The sequence below is a fragment of the Fusobacterium sp. genome (genome assembly GCF_032477075.1).
GTDB lineage: Bacteria > Fusobacteriota > Fusobacteriia > Fusobacteriales > Fusobacteriaceae > Fusobacterium_A.
The window spans coordinates 1-21,008 of record NZ_JAWDXO010000026.1 but is presented as its reverse complement, the minus strand read 5'-3'; the positions used below and the strand labels follow the sequence as shown (position 1 = coordinate 21,008).

Here is a 21,008-nt window from a genome sequence, read left to right as displayed (position 1 = left end):
GTATTTAAACAACGGTTTATTTTATCATACTTTTTAGTAAATGTCAATATTTTCAAGGAGATTAAGAGGATAAATACTTTTTTCTTATAAAATACTTTTCTATTTATTTATCTTTCTCTTTATAATATAATATATTAAAAAATATCTTACAGAGGTGAAACAATGAATGGATTAATTTTAGTTGATATACAAAAAGATTTTTGTAAAAATGGAGCTTTAGAAGTTAAAGATGGAGATACAATAGTTCCTATTGCAAATAAACTTATAGAACTTTTTAAAGAAAAAGGGGAAATGATAATTGGAACAAAAGATTGGCATCCATCTTCTCATAAAAGTTTTGCTGTAAACTCAGATCAAAAAATAGGTGAAGCTGGCCAATTGAATGGTCTTTATCAGATATGGTGGCCTGTTCATTGTGTTCAAAATGAAAATGGAGCTGAATTTCACTCTAAACTCCATCCAATAGAAAATATAGTATATAAAGGAGAAAATCCTGAAATTGACTCATACAGTGCCTTTTTTGATAACGGGAAAAAACATAAAACATCCTTAGATGATATTTTGAAAAAAAACAATATTGATACTCTATATATAATGGGTCTTGCCACTGATTATTGTGTGAAGTTTACTGTATTGGATGCTCTAGAATTGGGATATAAAGTATATTTAATAGAAGATGGTTGCAAAGGAGTTGATATATTCCCTGAAGATTCAAAAAAAGCTATAAATGAAATGAAAAATAAAGGCGCTGTTATAATAAACAGCAATAATATATAAAAAATATAATTACTTTTAAGATTTCTTTCATTATGCTTGAAACAATGTCAATAATTATTTTTCAGAGATTTTTTAGAAAATCCGCTGTCCTTTTAGTTATGGAAGCAGAAAAGAGATTTGGGAGAATGCAGTAATATAATTTTATTATTATGCATATACACATTACTAAGCCAAGAAAAAAAGGTCTTTTTAAAGACCTCTTTTTTCAGATCAATATTGATATAACCTATTTAGCAGAAACTTCTACTGCCATAGGTCCTTTTTTTCCTTCTGATACTTCAAAAGTTACTTCTTGACCTTCTTCTAAAGTTCTGAATCCTTCTCCAACGATTCCAGTGAAGTGTACAAAATAATCTGCTCCATCCTCACTTGTTAAAAATCCAAATCCTTTTTCTTTGTTAAACCATTTAACTGTACCTTTTAGCATTTTATAACCTCCAAAAAATCAAAAAATTCTCGTTCAGCGTTGAAGATATGAAAACTATAGAGAAGGCTCTACAATTTTAAACAATCAGTAACCTTGAACAGTTAATTAGATTATACCTTACACCTCCAATATTATCAAGAACTTTTTATTCATAAGCAAAAAAGAGGAACCTCAAATAGTCCCTCTTATTTCTATTAATCTAATAAATTGCTTATTAAACTAATTCAATTATAGCCATTTCAGCTGAGTCACCTTTTCTAACAGATGTTTTGATGATTCTAGTGTATCCACCATTTCTTTCAGCATATTTTGGAGCTATTTCATTGAATATTTTAGCAACAACTTCTTCATTTCTTAGGAAAGCAAAAGCATTTCTTCTAGAAGCTAAAGTATTTTTCTTACCAAAAGTTATCATTCTCTCAGCAAATTTTCTTAATTCTTTTGCTCTAGTAACAGTAGTTTCTATCTTTTCAGCACTTAGTAAAGATATAGTTAAGTTTTTTAGCATAGCTTTTCTGTGGTCAGCTCTTCTTCCTAACTTTCTATATGACTTATTGTGATTCATTAGTTAGCTATCCTCCTTATCTTAATTACTCAGGAGATCCATTCTGAGATAGATCATATCCTAATTCTTTCATTTTTTCTAGGATCTCATCTAAAGATTTTCTTCCCAGATTTTTAATTTTTAGAAGTTCGTTAAGTGACAATTTAGCCAACTGACTAACTTCTTCTATTCCAGCTTTCTTTAAACAGTTGAAAGATCTAACTGTTAAATCAAGTTCTTCTATCTTTGTATTAAGAATATTGTCATCTTTTGCATGACTTACAGGATTTTCTTCTTCCTCTTCAGCTTCTGCTCTCAGATTTTCCATTTTGTTTCCTAATTCTAAGAATGGATCAAAATGTAATTTTAATAATTCTACTGCATAAGATAGTGCATCTCTGATTTCAATACTTCCATCAATTTCAATATCTAAAGTAAGCTTATCAAAATCAGTCATTCTTCCTACCATAGTATCTTGTACACTGTAAGAAACTTTTCTGATTGGAGTGTAAATAGCATCAACAGCTATATAATCTACAGCCCAGTCTTTTCTTTCTATTTCTTCTGATACTACAAATCCTTCTCCAGTATCAACTAAAAATTCCATGTCAAGTTCTCTATCTGTAGTTACTGTACAAATAACTTGCTCAGGATTTACTATTTCTATTCCTATATCAGGTATTATATCAGCAGCTGTTACTATTTTTGGTCCTTTAACAGAAAGAGTCATTTTTCTTTCTCCAGTACTCTCGGCTTTAACAACGATTTCTTTTATATTAAGGATTATTTCAGTTACAGCTTCTTTTATTCCATCCATAACAGAAAATTCACTTAAAACACCCTCAATTCTTACTCCTTTAATAGCAGCTCCTGGGATAGAAGAAAGTAAAACTCTTCTCAAAGCATTACCAACAGTATGCCCATAGCCTCTATATAAAGGTTCAACAATGTATTGTCCTTTAAATTCACTCTCTTTTACTTCGGTAATATTAATACCCCTTGCATGTTTTTCAATTTTTAACATTAAATCAACTCCTATTAAAAGGGCTTATTATCTAGAGTAGAACTCAACTATTAATGATTCATTCAGATCGAAATCCAAGTCATCTTTAGTTGGATTTTGGATAACTTTACCAGAAAATGCTGCTTTATCAAGTTCTAACCAAGCTGGAACTCTTGATTCTTCAACAGCAGTTTTGATTATATCTAAGTTTTTAGAATTTTCTATAATAGATACTACATCTCCTACTTTTACTCTGTAAGAAGCTATATTAACTCTTCTTCCATTTACAGCTACATGACCATGAGACACAACTTGTCTAGCTTGTCTTCTAGTTTTTGCAAACCCAAGTCTGTAAACTACATTTTCAAGTCTTCTTTCTAAGTATTCGATTAAAGTCAGACCAGTAACTCCAAGTTTTCTAGCTGCTTCCTCATATATTTTTCTAAATTGTTTTTCCATTACATTGTATATAAATTTAGCTTTTTGTTTTTCTCTTAATTGAATTGCGTACTCTGTAGGTTTTTTGTTAGCGTTTGGTCTTGGCCCTCTTTTAGAAGACTTATTCACTCCTAAAATTACTGGATCAATTCCTAGAGCTCTACATTTCTTCAATACAGGCTGTCTATTTCTTGCCATTTTTTAAATATTCCTCCTTTGTATTCAATTTGCCACAATACTTTTTTCAAAATAAAGTGAGGCTACACTCTTCTTCTTTTTGGTGGTCTACAACCATTATGTGGAACTGGAGTAACATCAGTAATCTTTGTTACTTCTAATCCAGCTGCTTGTAAAGATCTGATACAAGCTTCTCTTCCAGAACCTGGACCTTTCACTTTAACTTCTACTTTTTTCATTCCATTTTCCATAGCTATATTTGCTGCTTGTTCAGCTGCAATTTGAGCTGCAAATGGAGTTCCTTTCTTAGTACCTTTGAAACCAGAAGTTCCTCCTGATCTCCAACTTACAACTTTCCCTTCTGCATCAGTAATAGCAACTATTGTGTTGTTAAAAGTTGAATGTATATGGGCAACTCCGTTAGGAATATTTTTCAATTTCTTTTTAATCTTAGCTACTTTCTTTTTAGCCAACTTAAGCTACCTCCCTTGCTAATAGATCATAAACTTAATCTATAAATTTCTAAAACGCTCTAATTATCTTTTGATTGGTTTTTTAGGACCTTTAACAGTTCTTGCATTAGTTTTTGAACTTTGTCCTCTTACAGGTAGATTCATTTTGTGTCTTAATCCTCTGTAACATTTGATATCCATAAGTCTTTTAATAGAAAGTCTTACGTCTTTTCTAAGATCTCCCTCTACCTTAACAGTTTCTATAATGGCTCTGATCTTATTTACTTCTTCTTCAGTTAAATCTTTCACTCTTGTGTCAAAATTAACTCCAGCTTCAGTCAATACTCTTTGTGAAGTTGGTTTTCCAATTCCGTAAATGTAAGTTAAAGCTATCTCAACTCTCTTATTTCTTGGGATATCTACTCCTGCTATTCTAGCCAAAATTATTTCCTCCTCTTTCGAAAATTTATATATTTTGCTGGTATATTAACCAACTAAATACTTTCCTCGATATGTCCCAATTCCTATTTTGGGGATGGCTCTACAGCTCACCATATCTTTACAGCACTCCATTATCAGTACTTTTTTAATCAAACTCTCTTAAAATTACCCTTGAACCTGTTTGTGTTTAGGATTATCACAAATCACTCTTACTTTTCCATGTCTTTTGATAACTTTGCACTTGTCACAAATAGGTTTAACTGATACTCTTACTTTCATTAATCTGCCTCCTTTCGTGATTAATTAATTTTTTTTCCTGTATACGATTCTACCCCTTGACAAGTCATAAGGAGAGATTTGTACAGTTACTCCATCTCCAGGTAAAATTTTAATATAATTCATTCTCATCTTACCAGAAATGTGGCCTAAAATAGTATGCCCATTTTCTAATTCAACTTTAAACATTGCATTTGGAAGGGCCTCTAAAATAGTACCTTCTAATTCGATAACATCTTTTTTCGACATAATTCCTCCTATCGAACAGAACTTCAAATCATTATATCACTAAAAATATAAAAAGTCTAGTATTTTCTTGGTTTTTTTTCCTAATCTAAGTCACTTAATATAATCGGTTTTCCATCAACGATTGCTATTGAGTGTTCAAAATGTGCAGACCTTTTTTCATCTTTAGTTACTATTGTCCATCCATCCTCTTTTATATTGATTTTGTATGTACCCACATTTACCATTGGTTCTATTGCAAGAACCATTCCATTCTCAATTTTGATTCCTCTGCCTTTTCTTCCGAAATTGGCAATTATAGGATCTTCATGCATAGCATGTCCCACACCATGTCCAGCAAAATCTTTCACCACTGTAAATCCATTTTTTTCTACATAGCTTTGAATAGCATGTCCAATATCTCCTATTCTATTACCTACTACAGCCATTTCAATACCAATTTCTCTTGATTTTTCAGTAACTTCCAGAAGTCTCTTAGATTCTTCATCTATCTTTCCTACTGGAAATGTTATTGCTGAATCCCCATAAAATCCATTTAATTCTGTAACAGTATCTATACTGACTATATCTCCCTCTTGGAGAATTCTGTCTCCTGGTATTCCGTGAACAACTTCCTCATTGACAGATATACATGTCCCTGCTGGAAATGGAGTATATAATCCTTCTACTCCAATACATGCTGGCCTTGCCCCTTGTGATCTTATATAATCTTCTACTATTTCATTTATTTCTCTAGTAGATATTCCTGCTTTAATATATTTTGGCAGTACATCTCTATATAATCTTGCTATAATCTGATTAGATTTTTTTATCTGTTCTATATCTTCCAAACTTTTTATAAGCGACATCTCAACTCCTTTTCTAAAAATATACTATCCTAGAATATCAAATATCTCTTTTGTTATATCTTCCATTTTTTTAGTTCCATCTATATCAACAAGTATCCCTCTTGATTGATAAAAATCGAACAATGGAGCTGTTTGAGAATGATATTCATTCAATCTTTTTGTCACAGTTTCTTCATTGTCATCTTTTCTTGTAATTAAATGTGCTCCACATAAGTCACATTTTCCTTCTACTTTTGGGGGATTAAATTTGACATGATATGAGGCTCCACATACTGGGCATACTTTTCTTCCAACAATTCTTTCAAGGATAAGTTCATCTGGTACATTTAAAGAAATAACTTTATCCAATTTAATTCCCATTTCTTTCATCAAAACTTCCAATGCTTCAGCTTGAGGAAGGGTTCTTGGAAAGCCATCAAGTATAAATCCTTTTTTACAGTCATCTTGTGACAATCTGTCTTTAATAATTCCAATGATTGTTGAATCTGGAACTAATTTTCCTTCATCCATGAATTTTTTTGCTTCAAGGCCCATAGCAGTTCCTTCTTTTATAGCAGCTCTCAAAATATCTCCAGTAGATATTTGAGGAATTCCATATTTTTCAATAAGGAATTTAGCTTGTGTTCCTTTTCCTGCACCAGGGGCACCAAATAACATAATATTCATATACAACATCTCCTTAAAATATTTTTTTATTACCTTACTATTATACAATAATTAAGCAAAAAATGCACTATTTTATAAAACAGATGCTTCATTTTTTCTGTATAATCAGTTATTTTTACATGTCTATTATTTTCACATTATATCTCTTTCAACTTTCTCTATTTTTGATAATGGTAATTTCTTTCCGATAGCTCTTGTTAATTCACTTATATTCTTTATTTCCAAACCAGATAATATTATTTCTTCTCCATCCTTACTTTTTATTGTAAATATATTATAAATTTTCTTTCCTATAGTTAAATTTCCAATATTTATAGAAGATATTCTGTCCTTTTTTATAATAATTTTCTTTCTTTTAAATAATGCATCAGCTTGAATATTTTCTTCATCTATTGTTATCTCTTGATATTTTTCCAGATATTTTATTAATGGAATCATCCACCATATTACAAGTATTACAAATAAAACCTTGGTTATTATTGAAATTCCAGCTTCCCATATTCTGCTTTTTATTCCAAAAACTAAAAGTATTAAAGAGCACATACCTAAACACATTGTCCAAAAAAGTCTAAATTTATTTATATAACTTCTTATTTCTTTCTTATTTTTCATATTCTCTCCTTATTCTAGTTTTCTTATAGAATTATATAGCAATCCTTGCATAAATTCAATCTTGCATATTTTTATTATTATTCGTATACATATTTTTCATTAAATGATATTATATAAATATATTGATTAAAAGGAGAAAATTATGATAATTAATTTTAAATATACACGAGATGAATACATAAAATCAAGAAGAAAATACCTTTTTATGAACAAAACAGTAAAAAAATTAGATTTAATCTTAATTGGACTTCTTATACTTTTTACTTTATATTTATTTATTAATAATGGATTTTCTACAATGTCTATTGTTCTTAGTGTACTTCTTTTTGTTGTTTCTGTCATTTTTGCAGTATTATATATTTTCCAGCCTGGAATGTTTTATGATAAGATTGATAAATTTAAGCAACAATATCATCTTGAATTTAGAGACAACAAAATATTATTTAAAACTAATGATATCAATTCTGAGTTGGAATGGAATTTTTATGAAGCTCTATGGGAAAATGAAAATTTCTTTTACATAATTCATTCAAAAGAAATGTATACTTTAATTCCAAAAAGAGTTTTTAACAATGAAATGGAAATAATAGAATTCAGAAATTTATTTATGAAATATAATGATAAAAAAATATATAAAAGATTTAAATAAAAATTGTTAATATTGTTAATGTTAATATCCAATTTTATACTTGTTCTAATTATACTAATAAAAAATCCAATTGATAAAAAAATACTCTGACAGTTTAAATTCTCTATCAGAGTTTTAATAAAAAATAAATCTCCTGAAATTTTTAGATTTATATAATTTATTTAATAATTCTATTTTTCCATATATTTTACTTCATTTTCCAAAGGCTTTCCTTCTAGAAAGCTTTTTATATTTTCCATAGTCACTCTAGTTATTTCTTCTACTGCTTCTTTAGTGAAAAAAGCTTGATGTGATGTTACAAGTACATTATTAAATGAGAGAAGTCTTCCCAGTATGTCATCCTCTATTACCATATTTGAATAATCTTCAAAAAAATAATCTGCTTCTTCTTCATATACATCTAATGCAGCAGCTCCTATTTTCTTATCTTTCAATGCTTCTATTAAATCTACAGTATCAATCAGCATTCCTCTACCTGTATTTACTATCATTACTCCATCTTTCATTTTATTCATGGAATTTCTATTTATCATATATCTAGTTTCCTTAGTCAAGGGACAATTCAAAGATATTATATCTGATTCTTTATATAAAGTATCTAAATCAGTAAATTCAAATCCTAATTCTTTTGCTTTTTCATAATTGGGATATGGATCATAAGCTATGACTCTCATTCCAAATCCTTTCAGTATCTTTATTAATATCTGAGCTATTTTCCCTGCTCCTATTATTCCTGCTGTTTTTTTATGCAGATCATATCCCATGAGTCCTGTTATTGAGAAGTTTCCCTCTCTTGTACGAATGTATGCTTTATGGATCTTTCTGTTTAATGTCATTATCATTCCCATAGTATATTCTGCAATAGAATATGGTGAATAAGCTGGTACTCTCACTACCTTTATTCTTCCTTCTATATCTTTTAAAGATACATTATTATATCCTGCACATCTCATAGCTATAAGTTTTACACCACATTCTGCAAGTATATCTATTACTTTTTTATCTACAGTATCATTGACAAAAATAGAAATAATATCATATCCTTTTGCAAGATCAGCACTTTCTTCAGTTAATTTGCCAGTCAGATATTTTATATCAAATCCATAATCTTTATTATATTTATTAAAAAATTCTTTGTCATATGGTTTTGTGTCATAAAATAGTATTTTCATAATTACCTCCATAGTATATCTTCTTTTATGATATATTTCGGAGTTTATTGCTCTTTTCTTTTTAATATATTTTTTTTAATTTAAAACTTTATTTCTGTTCTCATTGTCATTATTTTTATATCAACAAATTCACTATTTTCATCTTTATATCTTACAATTTTTTCTATAATATATACTTTTAGTAATTATAATTAAAATCAAATTTCTTATTTCTCAAGGACTTCTCTATTATTTTCATATATTCTTGTATATACTGACTGAGCAGTTTCTCCTAATTCTGTAAGTTCATATTCAGCATCATAACAGTAAGCAGCTATAAATTTAGCAATGGTTATGAGTACTCCTTCCACATCATACATATGAAGTATATCATAGGCTTCATCAAAATTTTCATTTATAAATTTTATATCCTCATCTGTAAATTTTATCATTATTTTACCTCACTTACGATTCTTTTCTATAAATTATATTTTAATTTTTTCCTTGTGTCAAATATTCAAAAACAAAAAAGACACAACTTGCAAAGCTGTGTCTTTATTTATATAAAGCTTTATATAAACCCTTTATATTCTCTCATAACAAGATGAGCATTTATTTGCTGAACAGTATCTATTGCAACTCCAACTACAATTATTATACCTGTTCCTCCAAAAAATACTGGAAGATTAAAGGCAGTAAAAAGTGTATATGGGAGTATAGATATGATTGCTAGGAAGAAAGCACCACCCCAAGTTATTCTTGTTACGACACCTTCTAAATACTCAACAGTTTCATTTCCAGGTCTTATTCCTGGAATAGTTCCTCCACCTTGCTTTAAGTTATCAGCAACCTTTTCAGGATCGAAAACTATAGCTGTATAGAAGAACGAGAAAAATATTATTACTGCTGCATATACTATCATATATACTGGATGTTTTTGGCTGAATACCATCGCCAATGTAGTTTTAAAAGTATATTGTGAAGGTATTGCATTTATAATTACTGATGGTATCATCATAACTACTGATGCGAAGATAACAGGCATTACTCCTGCACTGTTAAGTTTTAAAGGTATATATGAGTTTTGTCCCATTCCACCTTTTCCACTAAATCCTTTTCCTACATAGTGAATAGGTATTTTTCTTTGTCCTAATTGGAAAATTACTATCCCTGCTACTGTAATTATTGCCGCTCCTGCTATAAGGATAAGTACTGGTATAAGGAATTTACTTCCCTTCATTGTTTGAATTGTCTGAACTACACTAGATGGTCCTCCAGATATTACATTCAAGAAGATAAGTAATGAAACCCCATTTCCTATTCCTTTTATCGATATCTGTTCTCCTATCCACATAAGGAAAACAGTACCAGCAGTTAAAGTAACTACTGTAGTCAAGAAGAACAATGTTCCTGGTGTAGTAACCAGTCCTACAGACTGAAGCCACATACACACTCCAAAACCTTGAACTATAGCAATAGCTATTGTCAAGTATCTCGTCCATTGATTGATCTTGTTTCTTCCTGCTTCTCCATCTTTTTGAATCTCTTCAATTTTAGGAATGATTACAGCCAAAAGGCTGAAAACGATTGAAGCATTAATATAAGGTACAATACCCAGAGCGAAAATAGAAACTCTTTTAAAAGCTCCACCTGAAAACATATTAATGTATCCCAATATATCGCTTTGTGCTGTCATAGTTGCAAGTCTATCTACATCTATGCCAGGAGCTGGAATATATGTTCCAACTCTAGCAACTAAGAACATTAACAAGGTGAAGATAATTCTATCTCTTAACTCAGGAATTTTCCTAATACTATTCAATTTTGCATAAAATTTTTCCATCAAAGTCAAAACAACTTCACCTCGCTTCTCAAACTAACAATAAAAACTATTTGTTGTTTCCAGCAACATCAGCAAATGTTTTAACTTCTAATATTTCTACAGATCCACCTTTTGCTTCAATAGCAGCTTTAGCTGATCCAGAAACTTTATGAGCTTTAACAGTTACTTTTTTATCAAGTGATCCATTTCCTAGCACTTTGATTCCATCTTTTAAGTCTCTTACTAATCCACTTTCGAATAAAACTTCAGGAGTAACTACTGCTCCATCTTCAAATTTATTCAATAAATCTAAGCTTATTAAAGCATATTCTTTTTTGAATATAGCATTTGAGAAACCTCTTTTTGGAACTCTTCTATAGATAGGCATTTGTCCACCTTCAAAGTAAGTTTTTACTCCTCCACCCGCTCTCGAGTTTTGTCCATTACTTCCTTTTCCAGATGTTTTTCCTAATCCTGAAGATTCTCCTCTTCCAACTCTTTTTCTAGCTTTTCTAGGTACAGAAGGCATTAATTCATTTAATTTCATCTTATGCTTGCACCTCCTCTACTTTAAGTAAGTAAGAAACTTGAGCTAGTTTTCCTTTTAACTCAGGAGTTTCTACATGCTCCACTACATCGTTCATCTTCTTAAGCCCTAGCGACTTTACAGTTGCTATGTGGTTAGGCTTTCTTCCGATTATGCTTTTCACAAGCTCTATTCTAAGCTTTACCATCTAAATTCCCTCCTAGCTTAAGATATCTTTAACTTCTTTTCCTCTTTGAGCAGCTATTTTTTCAGCTGTTCTTAACATTTTCAATGCTTCAACAGTAGCTCTTGCTACATTATGCTTATTTCTTGAACCTTTTATTTTTGTTAAAATATCATGAACTCCTACAAGTTCTAATATTTCTCTTGCTGCAGATCCAGCAATTACCCCAGTTCCTTCATATGCAGGTGCCATCCATAAAGCTGTTGCACCCCATTTTCCAATGATTTCATGAGGAATAGTTTTTCCTTTTAAAGAAACCTCTACCATATTTTTCTTAGCAGAAGCAATAGCTTTCTTTATAGCATCAGGTACACCATTTGCTTTCCCTAATCCTAATCCAATTTTTCCTTCTCCATCTCCAATTGCTGCTAAAACTGAGAAAGATATTGTTCTTCCCCCTTTAGTTGTCTTAGAAACTCTTGAAATTTTCAATAATTTTTCTTGATATTGTTTTTCTTCTCTATTTGCTAACTTAGACAAGTGAAATCCTCCTCTCTCTAAAGATTTAGAAGCTTAATCCTGCTTCTCTAGCTGCTTCTGCAAGAGCGGCTATTCTTCCTGTGTATTTATACCCAGATCTATCAAATACTATAGCTGTTATCCCTTTTCCTGTTGCTCTTTCTGCAAGTGCTTTACCAACAGTTTTTGCAGCTTCAACATTTCCACCATTTGCAATATTTGCTTTTAATTCTTTATCTATTGTAGATGCAGAAACTAATGTTACTCCATTCACATCGTCGATTAATTGAGCAAAGATATTGTTGTTTGATCTATATACAGAAAGTCTTGGTCTATCAGCTGTACCAGAAATTTTACTTCTGATTGATAAATGCTTTCTTGTTCTTACAGCTTGTCTATCTACCTTCTTAAACAACTGTCTTACCTCCTTATAGTTAAGCTACCTTACGACTTTTTACCTTCTTTTCTTCTAATAACTTCATCAGAATATTTAACACCTTTTCCTTTATATGGTTCAGGTGGTCTTTTTGCTCTGATGTTAGCTGCTACTTGACCTACTACTTCTTTTTCAATTCCTTCAATATGGATAGTAGTATTTTTTTCTACAGTGAATTTGATTCCAGGAATCTCATCAATAACTACAGGATGAGAAAACCCTAAAGATAATTCTAATCCTTTTCCTTTTTCAGCAGCTCTGTATCCAACCCCTACTAGGTTTAAAGTTTTCTTAAATCCCTCTGAAACTCCTACTACCATGTTGTTTAATAAAGCTCTAGTTGTTCCATGTATAGCTCTAACTTCTGGTAAATCATTCGGTCTTTCAATAACGATTTCGTTCAAACTTTCATGATGTTTTTCTTCTTTTGCATGTTTTATTATTAATTCTTTGTTAAATTCTTTCTTTAAAGTACCTTTAGGACCTTTTACAGTAACTTCATTTCCATTAACTGTAACTTCAACTCCAGAAGGCACAACAATAGGTTTTTTACCTACTCTTGACATTTACTAGACACCTCCTAAGTTTTAATTACCAAACAAATGCAAGTACTTCTCCACCTACGTTTTCTCTTCTAGCTACTCTGTCAGTAACGATTCCCTTAGAAGTGGATACAATAGCAATTCCTAGTCCTGATAAAACTCTTGGCATGTCTTCAACTGAAGAATACACCCTTCTACCTGGTTTAGAAATTCTTTTTATTCCTTTGATAATTCTGTCTTTACCATCATATTTTAAGTACACTCTTATATTTTTTTTGTTCCCATCAGTAACAACTTTATAATTTGCAATATAACCTTCTTCCTTAAGAATTTCAGCTATTTTATCTTTTAAAGTTGAATGAGGTATATCTACTTTTTCATGCATTACTGCATTTGCATTTCTGATTCTTGTTAACATATCAGCGATTGGATCTGTTAAATACATCTACGAAAATCCTCCTTCCTATCAAATTACCAAGATGATTTCTTTACTCCTGGTATAACTCCAGCTCCTGCAAGCTGTCTGAATTTTACTCTTGAAATTCCAAATTCTCTCATGAATCCTCTTGGTCTTCCGTCTAACTGACATCTATTTCTTTTTCTAACTGCTGAAGAATCTTTTGGAAGTTTATTTAATTCAAACATAGCTTCCATATCTCCTTCTGCAACTCTCTTTTTAAGTTCTGCTCTTTTTTCAGCATATTTATCACTTAGTTCAGCTCTTTTAGCATCTCTAGCGATCATTGACTTCTTTGCCATCTATTCCTTACCCTCCTCACTATTACTTTTTGAAAGGCATTCCAAACGCCTTAAGTAAAGCTCTTCCTTCTTCGTCATCTTTTGCAGAAGAAACCATAGTGATAGACATTCCTAAAAGTTTATCAACTTTATCGAATTCAATTTCAGGGAAAACTAATTGATCTCTTAATCCTAGAGAGTAGTTTCCTCTTCCATCAAATGCGTCAGCTGGAACTCCTTCGAAGTCTCTTACTCTTGGAAGAACTACATTCACTAATCTATCTAAAAAGTCGTACATTCTTTCTTTTCTTAAAGTAACTTTTGCTCCGATTGGCATTCCTTCTCTTAACTTAAATCCAGCTTCAGATTTCTTAGCTTTTCTTACTACTGGTTTTTGTCCAGAGATGATAGTTAAATCTCCCATAGCTGCATCTATTAATTTTACATTTTGAGTAGCTTCTCCCACTCCCATGTTTACAACTATTTTTTCTAGTTTTGGACATTCCATAATGTTATTGATTCCTAAGTCTTTCATAAGAGCTGGAATTATAACATCGTTATACAATTTATGATATCTAGAAACGTATTTAGACACTTACGTTTTCCTCCCTTCTTATAGAACTTCTCCAGATACTTTAGAGTATCTTACTTTTTTACCATCTACTACTTTATGACCAACTCTTGTAGGTTTTCCTGCTTTTTCATCAAAAAGCATAACTTTTGATGAGAATATAGCAGCTTCCTTAGTTACAACTCCACCTTGTGGGTTTATTGGAGTTGGCTTCATATGTTTAGTAATCATGTTTATTCCTTCAACTACTACCTTCCCTTTTTTAGGGAATACTTTTACAACTTTACCTGTTTTACCTTTGTCTTTTCCAGAGATAACATATACTAAATCTCCAGTCTTTACATGTAATGATTCAGGTACAAATTTGATCTTAGGTTTAGCCACGACTATTAGCCTCCTCTCTTATTAGATTACTTCAGGAGCTAGAGATACTATTTTCATAAAGTTTTTTGCTCTTAGCTCTCTTGCAACTGGTCCAAATATTCTTGTTGCTTTTGGTTCATTGTTAGTATTGATTATAACTCCTGCATTATCATCAAATTTTATATATGATCCATCTTCTCTTCTTAATTCTTTTCTTGTTCTAACTATTACAGCTTTTACTACATCACCTTTTTTAACGTTTCCACCAGGGATTGCTTCCTTAACTGATGCGACAACGATGTCACCAATTCTTCCGAATCTTTTTTTAGATCCACCAAGAACTCTTATAATCATAAGTTTCTTAGCTCCAGAGTTGTCAGCAACATTAAGGATAGTTTGTTGTTGTACCATTAAAATATCCTCCTCTCACAATAATTGGAATTATCTAGCTTTCTCGACAATCTCTACTAGTCTCCATCTTTTATCTCTTGATAATGGTCTAGTTTCCATAATTCTTACTTTATCTCCAGTTTGAGCTACATTATTTTCATCGTGAGCTTTAAACTTAGTAGTACTTTTTACTCTCTTTTTATAGATAGGATGTAAAGTCATTGTTTCTATTGCTATAACAATTGTTTTATCCATCTTGTCAGAAACAACTATTCCTTCTCTAACTTTTCTTTCGTTTCTCAAGACATTAACCTCCTCTTCCTAAGAATCAAAACACCTATAAACTGAACGAGATTATCTTTCATTTAAGATTGTGTTAATTCTAGCAATTTCTCTTCTAACTTCTCTAATTTTAGCAGTGTTAGTAAGTTGACCTAATGAAAGTTGGAACTTTAGGTTGAATAATTCTTCCTTAAGCTCTTTACACTTAACAACTAAGTCTTCAGTAGACATTTCTCTTATTTCCTTAGCTCTCATTAGTTTTCACCACCATTCTCTTTTTTTACGATTTTACAATTGATTGGAAGTTTCATTGCAGCTTTTCTTAAAGCTACCATTGCTCTTTCTTCAGTTACTCCTGAAACTTCAAACATGATTCTTCCAGGTTTTACAACTGCTACCCAACCTTCAACATTTCCTTTACCTTTACCCATTCTCACTCCAGCTGGTCTAGCTGTAATTGGTTTATCTGGAAATATTCTGATAAAAGTTTTTCCTTCTCTCTTAAAAGTTCTGTTGATAGCAACCCTACATGATTCTATCTGTCTATTAGTAATCCAGTGTGGCTCAAGAGCTTGTAGTCCGTAATCTCCGAATGCTACAGTATTTCCTCTTTGAGCAGTACCTTTCATTCTACCTCTAAACATTTTTCTATGTTTTGTTCTTTTTGGCATTAACATGACTACGCTTCTCCTCCTTCCCTTTTAGTTGGAAGAACTTCACCATGGAAAACCCATACTTTTATTCCTAGTGCTCCATAAGTAGTGTGAGCTGTTGCTACTGCATAATCAATATCAGCTCTTAATGTATGTAAAGGAACTTTACCTTCAACTACCCATTCAGCTCTGGCAATTTCTGCTCCATTTAGTCTTCCTGAAACCATAACTTTGATTCCTTTAGCTCCAGCTCTCATAGCTCTCATAATAGCTTGGCTTACAGCTCTTTTATATGCTACCCTTTTCTCTATTGAAGTAGCAATGTTTTCTGCAACAAGTACAGCATCTTTGTTGAATTCTTTTACTTCTTGAACTTTAACTGTTACTTTTTTACCAGTTAATTTTTCAAGCAATACTCTAAGATTATCTATCTCAGCACCTTTTCTTCCTATGATTATACCTGCTTTCGCAGTATAAACAAGAACAACTACATTAGAAGGAGAAGTTCTTTCGATCTTTACCTTCGATATCCCTGCATGGAAGTAGTTCTTCTTGATAAGTTCTCTGATTTTTACATCTTCATGGAAGTACTTAGCGTATTCCTTCTTATCTGCATACCAGTTAGAATCCCAAGATCTTGTTATTCCCAATCTTAGTCCTCTAGGGTCTACTTTTTGTCCCACAGTCTTACCTCCTTAAACTACTTTTCAGAAACTGCCACTACAATGTGAGCTGTTGGTTTTCTGATTATATCCGCTCTTCCCATAGCTCTAGGCATTATTCTTTTAAGAGCTGGTCCGTCATTAATCATTATTGTTGAAACTACTAACTTGTCTTCATCCATTTTGAAGTTGTTAGTTGCATTAGCAACAGCTGATGCTAATGTTTTCTTTATTACTCTAGCTGCTTTCTTGTTTGTAAACTCTAGAATATCTAATGCTTCTAGCGCTGATTTTCCTCTTACTAAGTCAGCTACTAACCTAGCTTTTCTAGGAGACAATCTTACGAATCTAGTTATTGCTCTAGCTTCCACTAGTCCAACCTCCTTTATCTTAATACATCAATAAAATTTAGTATTTTATATTATTATTTTTTCTTCTTTTTATCCACACCATGTCCGTAGTAAGTTCTAGTTGGCGCAAACTCACCTAGTTTGTGTCCAACCATTTGCTCAGTTACGTGAACAGGTATGTGCTTTTTACCATTGTATACACCAAAAGTGATTCCAATGAAATTAGGGAATATAGTTGATCTTCTTGACCAAGTTTTAATTACTGTTTTTAAGTTTTCATTTGCAACTGCATCTTCAACTTTTTTCATTAAGTGATGGTCACAGAAAGGTCCTTTTTTTAATGATCTAGCCATTACCTATTAGCCTCCTCTCGAAAATTATTTATCGTTTCTTCTTCTTACGATAAATTTATCTGTAGTTTTCTTACCTCTAGTTTTAACACCCATTGCAGGTTTACCCCAAGGTGTTAAAGGAGCTTTTCTACCTACTGGATTCTTACCTTCTCCTCCTCCATGAGGGTGATCAACAGGGTTCATTACAGATCCTCTTACATGAGGTCTTTTACCCATATTTCTGTTTCTTCCAGCTTTACCGATTTGAACTAAGCTATGTTCAGAATTTCCTACTTCTCCGATAGTTGCCATACATTCACTGTGAATTAATCTAAGTTCACCTGATGGTAACTCTATGTGACAGTAAGTTCCTTCTTTAGCAACAAGTCTTGCTGCTGTTCCTGCGGATCTTACTAATTGTCCACCCTTTCCTCTTTGTAGTTCAATATTATGAATTTGAACCCCTACTGGCATGTCTTTTATTTTAAGTGCATTTCCTGGTTTGATCTCAGCTTGAGATCCTGCCATAACCATATCACCTTTTTTTAATCCTTTAGGTGCTAGTATATATCTTTTTTCTCCATCTACATAGAATAAAAGAGCAATATTAGCTGTTCTGTTTGGATCGTACTCAATAGATTCTACTCTAGCTGGTACATCAAGTTTATTTCTTTTGAAGTCGATAATTCTGTAAAGTCTTTTGTGTCCTTTTTGTCTGTCTCTACAAGTTCTGTGTCCATAGTTGTCTCTACCATAAGCAGATTTTAAAGGTACAGTTAAAGACTTTTCAGGTCTTACATTATCTAAATCTTCATTGACTAATCTAGACATATGTCTTGTTCCATTAGTCATTGCTTTCATTTTTCTAATAGCCATTTTTGCTTAACCTCCGTTTAGACCTATATATATCTTTAGCCGTTTTACAGTATTTTATACTTCTTTAAAGTAAGTTATTGTATTTCCTTGAGCTAATTTAACGATTGCCTTCTTTTTAGCCTGAGTTTTATAAAGTTTCATCCCATGTCTTTTAGTAACAGGTTTGCTGTTAAGAGTTGATACTGTTTCAACTTTTACATTAAATAATTCCTCAATTGCTTTTTTGATTTGAATCTTATTAGCTTTTGGGCTCACTTCGAAAGTGTACTTGTTGTACTCTCTTCTAAGTGTTTCAGTTTTTTCAGTTATTACAGGTTTTTTTACTATATCATATGATGTCATTATCCAAGCACCTCCTCTATTGTAGTTAGTGCCTCTTTAGTAAGAATTATTTTTTCTTGTTTTAGAAGCCAGTATACACCAATTTCATTTGGTTGTAATACAACTGCATTTTCAAGATTTCTTACTGATAAGTATAAATTATAATCTGCTTGTTCAGCAAGATCATTTACTACAAATAATTGCTTTGTAGTTGCATTTATTGCATTTGTTAAAGCTATTATTGTTTTTGTTTTTGGTGTATCAATTGTACCATCAAGTACAAGGATATCCCCATTAGCTACTTTAGCTGATAAAGCTGATCTTAGAGCTAGGTTTCTAACTTTTTTGTTAACTTTTTTCTCATATGATCTTGGGTGAGGACCAAATGTAACTCCTCCTCCTACCATATGTGGAGCTCTGATAGTACCTTGTCTTGCTCTACCAGTTCCTTTTTGTTTGAAAGGTTTTCTTCCCCCTCCTCTAACCATTGCTCTAGTCTTAGTAGCTGCAGTTCCTTGTCTAGCAGCTGCTAATTCTGCAGTCAATACTTCATGAAGTACTGCTTGATTAGGTTCAATCCCAAACACTGTATCTTTAACTTCAACAGTTCCAGTTTGAGTTCCTGTCAAGTCATATATGTTTAAAACTGCCATTATTTTCCTCCTTCCACATCTACTAACCCATTATTTTTTTATTGCTGGTTTAACTACTATGTAACTGTTTTTTGATCCAGGTACTGCACCTTTGATCAACAGTAGATTATTTTCAACATCTACTTTCACTACTTTTAAATTTTGAACAGTTACAGTTGCATTCCCGTATTGTCCAGCCATTTTTTTACCTTTAAGAACTTTTCCTGGCCATGATGACATTCCAATAGATCCCCCAAGTCTGTGGTTTCTAGAAACCCCATGAGATGCTCTGTTTCCACTGAAATTATGTCTTTTCATAACCCCAGCTGTACCTTTACCTTTTGAAGTACCAGTAATATCTACATACTCTACTTCAGCTAAGACATCAGCTTTGATCTCTTGACCAAGTTCAAAACCTTCTACAGAATCCACTCTTAATTCTTTTACAAATCTTTGAGGATTAACTCCTGCTTTCTTGAAGATTCCCATAATTGGTTTAGTAGTGTTTTTTTCTTTTTTTTCATCAAATCCTAATTGCAGAGCTGTGTATCCATCATTTTCTACAGTCTTCTTTTGAAGAACATAGTTAGGACCAGCTTCAACAACTGTTACTGGAATGAATTTTCCATCCTCAAATATTTGAGTCATTCCAATTTTCTTTGCTAAAATTCCTGACATTGTTTTTACCTCCATCAAATAATATATTGGTTGACAACTTGACCTCGTGGTTCTACTGTCTAGCTTTAAAAAAAGCGTCAACTTGTATTATTCTGTAAGGATAATTTGGATTTCGATAACCATCTTATCAAGCACAATCAAATTACCCGAATTAAACCGTGAGTGCTTTTTGAAGAAATCATAAACCTATTAGATTTGTTTGATTTCTATTCCGACACCAGCTGGCAAGTTAACTGCTGTTAACGAAGCGATTGTCTTTTGTGTAGAATTATTAATTTCTACCATTCTTCTGTGTACTCTCATTTCAAATTGTTCTCTTGAATCCTTGTTTACATGCACTGATCTTAAAACAGTGTACTTTTTAATTTTAGTAGGTAATGGCATAGGTCCTGCAATCTCTGCTCCAGACTTTTTAGCAACCTCTGCTATCCTTTTAGCTGATTGATCTAATAAAGTATGGTCATAAGCCTTTAAGTAGATTCTTAATTTGTTAGAAGCCATCTAGTTTTTACACCTCCTTCAAAATTATCTTTAAGGATCAAATATCCTTATACACTCTAAGGATTATATCACAGTTATAAGAAAAAGCAAAGCTTTTTTTTAATTTTTCATATATTTTTTTATACCCTTATTAACATTTCTTAAATTCATATTTTTATAATGATTTTTTTAGAAATTTTTTCATTTAAAAATATCTCTTTTAAAGTTTTTTCATATTTTTTTATATAATTTTTTAACTTTGTGTATTAAATTTTTGAAAAATATTCTCTTACATTCCTTATAATATAAAGCAATATAAAAAGTATCATAAAAAGTATCATTTCTTCAACAGTTATTATCATTCCTGGGAGTAAAGTTACAACAAAGGAAAATAGTATACTGAAAAGAAAAAATTCTCTGGCTCTTTTCTTTCCTTGAATTAAAAATATTCCTGCTGTAATATACAGAATGCTTCCCAATATATACTCAACCGAAAATATTAATCTTCCATATAGACCTATTTCTGGGATATCTTCTAATTCCAAAGGAAAAAGCATAACTGTTGCTCCTGCCACAAGTTTTAAAACTGCTGCTATTATAATTATTAACCCAATAGCTCTCATTAAAAATGGTTTCTTCATTTTTCCTCCTGATGTTCATATTTATTCAGTATCTTTATTTTACCATATTAAATTGCTTACATTATTACTCTGTTTAATAATATTTTGAAGTTTTTTCATTAAAAAATCATTTTTTGTTCTTAAAAACTTAATTTTTTATTACATTCTCATTTGACTATATAATCATATTTCCTAATCATCTAGTCAAGCAAGATAAGTTTTCAAAAAATAAAAAAAGCTGAGTAACATTTAAAAAAAATGTTTTACTCAGCTCTCTTTTTTGTATAATATAGTTACCACCCTAATTATACAAAGGAGACATAC

At 31.4% G+C, this 21,008-nt stretch carries 38 protein-coding genes; 2 read left to right on the top strand and 36 right to left on the bottom strand.

Annotation, left to right across the window (positions count from 1 at the left end):
• The first annotated feature begins 162 nt into the window (after window positions 1-162).
• Window positions 163-777 carry a bifunctional nicotinamidase/pyrazinamidase gene (pncA, locus tag E6771_RS11045; RefSeq protein WP_316091380.1) on the top strand — a complete coding sequence of 205 codons (615 nt, stop codon included), beginning with the start codon at window positions 163-165 and terminating at the stop codon, window positions 775-777.
• A 226-nt stretch (window positions 778-1,003) separates the two neighbouring features.
• Here the strand turns inward: pncA and E6771_RS11040 are convergent, their stop codons facing one another.
• The 11 genes from E6771_RS11040 to E6771_RS10990 all read right to left on the bottom strand — a co-directional run bounded on the left by E6771_RS11040 (window position 1,004) and on the right by E6771_RS10990 (window position 6,907).
• Window positions 1,004-1,204, bottom strand: coding sequence for a cold-shock protein (locus E6771_RS11040; protein WP_005950364.1), 201 nt, complete (start codon window positions 1,202-1,204; stop codon window positions 1,004-1,006).
• 214 nt (window positions 1,205-1,418) lie between these two features.
• On the bottom strand, window positions 1,419-1,769 hold the full coding sequence (gene rplQ / locus E6771_RS11035) for a 50S ribosomal protein L17 (RefSeq protein WP_316091379.1): 351 nt from the start codon (window positions 1,767-1,769) through the stop codon (window positions 1,419-1,421).
• Between the two features lie 25 nt (window positions 1,770-1,794).
• Complete coding sequence (locus E6771_RS11030) at window positions 1,795-2,772, bottom strand: DNA-directed RNA polymerase subunit alpha (RefSeq protein WP_316091378.1); 978 nt, start codon at window positions 2,770-2,772, stop codon at window positions 1,795-1,797.
• Window positions 2,773-2,799: 27 nt separating this feature from the next.
• A complete protein-coding gene (rpsD, locus tag E6771_RS11025) occupies window positions 2,800-3,387 on the bottom strand; it encodes a 30S ribosomal protein S4 (protein WP_316091376.1) in 588 nt (195 codons plus the stop codon).
• Window positions 3,388-3,449: 62 nt separating this feature from the next.
• On the bottom strand, window positions 3,450-3,839 hold the full coding sequence (rpsK, locus tag E6771_RS11020; protein WP_005950356.1) for a 30S ribosomal protein S11: 390 nt from the start codon (window positions 3,837-3,839) through the stop codon (window positions 3,450-3,452).
• Between the two features lie 63 nt (window positions 3,840-3,902).
• Window positions 3,903-4,259 carry a 30S ribosomal protein S13 gene (rpsM, locus tag E6771_RS11015; protein WP_005950354.1) on the bottom strand — a complete coding sequence of 119 codons (357 nt, stop codon included), beginning with the start codon at window positions 4,257-4,259 and terminating at the stop codon, window positions 3,903-3,905.
• Window positions 4,260-4,424: 165 nt separating this feature from the next.
• Window positions 4,425-4,538 (bottom strand): 50S ribosomal protein L36, encoded by a 114-nt coding sequence (rpmJ, locus tag E6771_RS11010; protein ID WP_005950352.1) that lies wholly within the window; start codon window positions 4,536-4,538, stop codon window positions 4,425-4,427.
• Window positions 4,539-4,562: 24 nt separating this feature from the next.
• Window positions 4,563-4,784, bottom strand: a complete 222-nt coding sequence (gene infA / locus E6771_RS11005) for a translation initiation factor IF-1 (protein ID WP_005885934.1) — start codon at window positions 4,782-4,784, stop codon at window positions 4,563-4,565.
• Between the two features lie 80 nt (window positions 4,785-4,864).
• Window positions 4,865-5,629 (bottom strand): type I methionyl aminopeptidase, encoded by a 765-nt coding sequence (gene map / locus E6771_RS11000; RefSeq protein WP_316091375.1) that lies wholly within the window; start codon window positions 5,627-5,629, stop codon window positions 4,865-4,867.
• A gap of 24 nt (window positions 5,630-5,653) precedes the next feature.
• Entirely contained in the window at window positions 5,654-6,295 is a 642-nt protein-coding gene (locus E6771_RS10995) for an adenylate kinase (protein ID WP_316091374.1), read from the bottom strand.
• 132 nt (window positions 6,296-6,427) lie between these two features.
• Window positions 6,428-6,907: a hypothetical protein gene (locus E6771_RS10990; RefSeq protein ID WP_316091373.1), complete on the bottom strand. Its 480-nt coding sequence runs from the start codon at window positions 6,905-6,907 to the stop codon at window positions 6,428-6,430.
• Between the two features lie 142 nt (window positions 6,908-7,049).
• On the opposite strand from E6771_RS10990, the gene E6771_RS10985 reads away from it, so the two are divergent.
• Window positions 7,050-7,556 (top strand): YcxB family protein, encoded by a 507-nt coding sequence (locus E6771_RS10985; protein ID WP_316091372.1) that lies wholly within the window; start codon window positions 7,050-7,052, stop codon window positions 7,554-7,556.
• Between the two features lie 170 nt (window positions 7,557-7,726).
• On the opposite strand, the gene E6771_RS10980 is transcribed toward E6771_RS10985, so the two are convergent.
• From E6771_RS10980 to E6771_RS10860, 25 genes are all read right to left on the bottom strand, one after another.
• Complete coding sequence (locus E6771_RS10980; protein ID WP_410054673.1) at window positions 7,727-8,728, bottom strand: 2-hydroxyacid dehydrogenase; 1,002 nt, start codon at window positions 8,726-8,728, stop codon at window positions 7,727-7,729.
• A gap of 206 nt (window positions 8,729-8,934) precedes the next feature.
• The gene (locus E6771_RS10975; protein ID WP_316091370.1) at window positions 8,935-9,159 is read right to left on the bottom strand and encodes a hypothetical protein; all 225 of its coding nucleotides are present in this window, start codon (window positions 9,157-9,159) and stop codon (window positions 8,935-8,937) included.
• Window positions 9,160-9,278: 119 nt separating this feature from the next.
• Window positions 9,279-10,559, bottom strand: coding sequence for a preprotein translocase subunit SecY (gene secY, locus E6771_RS10970; protein WP_316091369.1), 1,281 nt, complete (start codon window positions 10,557-10,559; stop codon window positions 9,279-9,281).
• A gap of 37 nt (window positions 10,560-10,596) precedes the next feature.
• The gene (gene rplO / locus E6771_RS10965) at window positions 10,597-11,076 is read right to left on the bottom strand and encodes a 50S ribosomal protein L15 (RefSeq protein WP_005950336.1); all 480 of its coding nucleotides are present in this window, start codon (window positions 11,074-11,076) and stop codon (window positions 10,597-10,599) included.
• Window position 11,077: 1 nt separating this feature from the next.
• The gene (gene rpmD, locus E6771_RS10960) at window positions 11,078-11,263 is read right to left on the bottom strand and encodes a 50S ribosomal protein L30 (RefSeq protein WP_005885913.1); all 186 of its coding nucleotides are present in this window, start codon (window positions 11,261-11,263) and stop codon (window positions 11,078-11,080) included.
• A 12-nt stretch (window positions 11,264-11,275) separates the two neighbouring features.
• Window positions 11,276-11,779: a 30S ribosomal protein S5 gene (rpsE, locus tag E6771_RS10955; protein WP_316091368.1), complete on the bottom strand. Its 504-nt coding sequence runs from the start codon at window positions 11,777-11,779 to the stop codon at window positions 11,276-11,278.
• A gap of 25 nt (window positions 11,780-11,804) precedes the next feature.
• Window positions 11,805-12,173 carry a 50S ribosomal protein L18 gene (gene rplR, locus E6771_RS10950; RefSeq protein WP_005950331.1) on the bottom strand — a complete coding sequence of 123 codons (369 nt, stop codon included), beginning with the start codon at window positions 12,171-12,173 and terminating at the stop codon, window positions 11,805-11,807.
• Between the two features lie 29 nt (window positions 12,174-12,202).
• The gene (gene rplF / locus E6771_RS10945) at window positions 12,203-12,760 is read right to left on the bottom strand and encodes a 50S ribosomal protein L6 (protein WP_316091367.1); all 558 of its coding nucleotides are present in this window, start codon (window positions 12,758-12,760) and stop codon (window positions 12,203-12,205) included.
• A gap of 25 nt (window positions 12,761-12,785) precedes the next feature.
• Window positions 12,786-13,181: a 30S ribosomal protein S8 gene (rpsH, locus tag E6771_RS10940; protein ID WP_316091366.1), complete on the bottom strand. Its 396-nt coding sequence runs from the start codon at window positions 13,179-13,181 to the stop codon at window positions 12,786-12,788.
• A gap of 26 nt (window positions 13,182-13,207) precedes the next feature.
• A complete protein-coding gene (rpsN, locus tag E6771_RS10935) occupies window positions 13,208-13,495 on the bottom strand; it encodes a 30S ribosomal protein S14 (RefSeq protein ID WP_316091365.1) in 288 nt (95 codons plus the stop codon).
• A gap of 22 nt (window positions 13,496-13,517) precedes the next feature.
• Window positions 13,518-14,069, bottom strand: a complete 552-nt coding sequence (gene rplE / locus E6771_RS10930; RefSeq protein WP_316091364.1) for a 50S ribosomal protein L5 — start codon at window positions 14,067-14,069, stop codon at window positions 13,518-13,520.
• An 18-nt stretch (window positions 14,070-14,087) separates the two neighbouring features.
• Complete coding sequence (rplX, locus tag E6771_RS10925) at window positions 14,088-14,429, bottom strand: 50S ribosomal protein L24 (RefSeq protein ID WP_316091363.1); 342 nt, start codon at window positions 14,427-14,429, stop codon at window positions 14,088-14,090.
• Window positions 14,430-14,450: 21 nt separating this feature from the next.
• A complete protein-coding gene (gene rplN / locus E6771_RS10920) occupies window positions 14,451-14,819 on the bottom strand; it encodes a 50S ribosomal protein L14 (protein ID WP_005950319.1) in 369 nt (122 codons plus the stop codon).
• Window positions 14,820-14,849: 30 nt separating this feature from the next.
• A complete protein-coding gene (rpsQ, locus tag E6771_RS10915; RefSeq protein WP_005982426.1) occupies window positions 14,850-15,101 on the bottom strand; it encodes a 30S ribosomal protein S17 in 252 nt (83 codons plus the stop codon).
• Between the two features lie 51 nt (window positions 15,102-15,152).
• Window positions 15,153-15,335, bottom strand: a complete 183-nt coding sequence (gene rpmC / locus E6771_RS10910) for a 50S ribosomal protein L29 (protein ID WP_005885895.1) — start codon at window positions 15,333-15,335, stop codon at window positions 15,153-15,155.
• Window positions 15,335-15,757 (bottom strand): 50S ribosomal protein L16, encoded by a 423-nt coding sequence (gene rplP, locus E6771_RS10905; protein WP_316091362.1) that lies wholly within the window; start codon window positions 15,755-15,757, stop codon window positions 15,335-15,337. Before rplP ends, rpmC begins: the two co-directional genes overlap by 1 nt.
• 2 nt (window positions 15,758-15,759) lie before the next feature.
• Window positions 15,760-16,416, bottom strand: a complete 657-nt coding sequence (gene rpsC / locus E6771_RS10900) for a 30S ribosomal protein S3 (protein WP_005950312.1) — start codon at window positions 16,414-16,416, stop codon at window positions 15,760-15,762.
• A 17-nt stretch (window positions 16,417-16,433) separates the two neighbouring features.
• Window positions 16,434-16,766: a 50S ribosomal protein L22 gene (gene rplV / locus E6771_RS10895; RefSeq protein ID WP_316091361.1), complete on the bottom strand. Its 333-nt coding sequence runs from the start codon at window positions 16,764-16,766 to the stop codon at window positions 16,434-16,436.
• A gap of 53 nt (window positions 16,767-16,819) precedes the next feature.
• Window positions 16,820-17,098 (bottom strand): 30S ribosomal protein S19, encoded by a 279-nt coding sequence (gene rpsS, locus E6771_RS10890; protein WP_316091360.1) that lies wholly within the window; start codon window positions 17,096-17,098, stop codon window positions 16,820-16,822.
• A 24-nt stretch (window positions 17,099-17,122) separates the two neighbouring features.
• The gene (gene rplB / locus E6771_RS10885) at window positions 17,123-17,953 is read right to left on the bottom strand and encodes a 50S ribosomal protein L2 (protein ID WP_316091359.1); all 831 of its coding nucleotides are present in this window, start codon (window positions 17,951-17,953) and stop codon (window positions 17,123-17,125) included.
• Between the two features lie 54 nt (window positions 17,954-18,007).
• Window positions 18,008-18,295 carry a 50S ribosomal protein L23 gene (gene rplW / locus E6771_RS10880; protein ID WP_005982423.1) on the bottom strand — a complete coding sequence of 96 codons (288 nt, stop codon included), beginning with the start codon at window positions 18,293-18,295 and terminating at the stop codon, window positions 18,008-18,010.
• Window positions 18,295-18,927, bottom strand: coding sequence for a 50S ribosomal protein L4 (gene rplD / locus E6771_RS10875; RefSeq protein WP_316091358.1), 633 nt, complete (start codon window positions 18,925-18,927; stop codon window positions 18,295-18,297). The genes rplW and rplD overlap by 1 nt, the downstream gene beginning before the upstream one ends.
• A gap of 30 nt (window positions 18,928-18,957) precedes the next feature.
• Window positions 18,958-19,584: a 50S ribosomal protein L3 gene (gene rplC, locus E6771_RS10870; protein WP_316091355.1), complete on the bottom strand. Its 627-nt coding sequence runs from the start codon at window positions 19,582-19,584 to the stop codon at window positions 18,958-18,960.
• A gap of 189 nt (window positions 19,585-19,773) precedes the next feature.
• A complete protein-coding gene (gene rpsJ, locus E6771_RS10865) occupies window positions 19,774-20,085 on the bottom strand; it encodes a 30S ribosomal protein S10 (protein ID WP_005950298.1) in 312 nt (103 codons plus the stop codon).
• 245 nt (window positions 20,086-20,330) lie between these two features.
• Complete coding sequence (locus E6771_RS10860) at window positions 20,331-20,705, bottom strand: hypothetical protein (RefSeq protein ID WP_316091354.1); 375 nt, start codon at window positions 20,703-20,705, stop codon at window positions 20,331-20,333.
• Window positions 20,706-21,008: the final 303 nt, after the last annotated feature.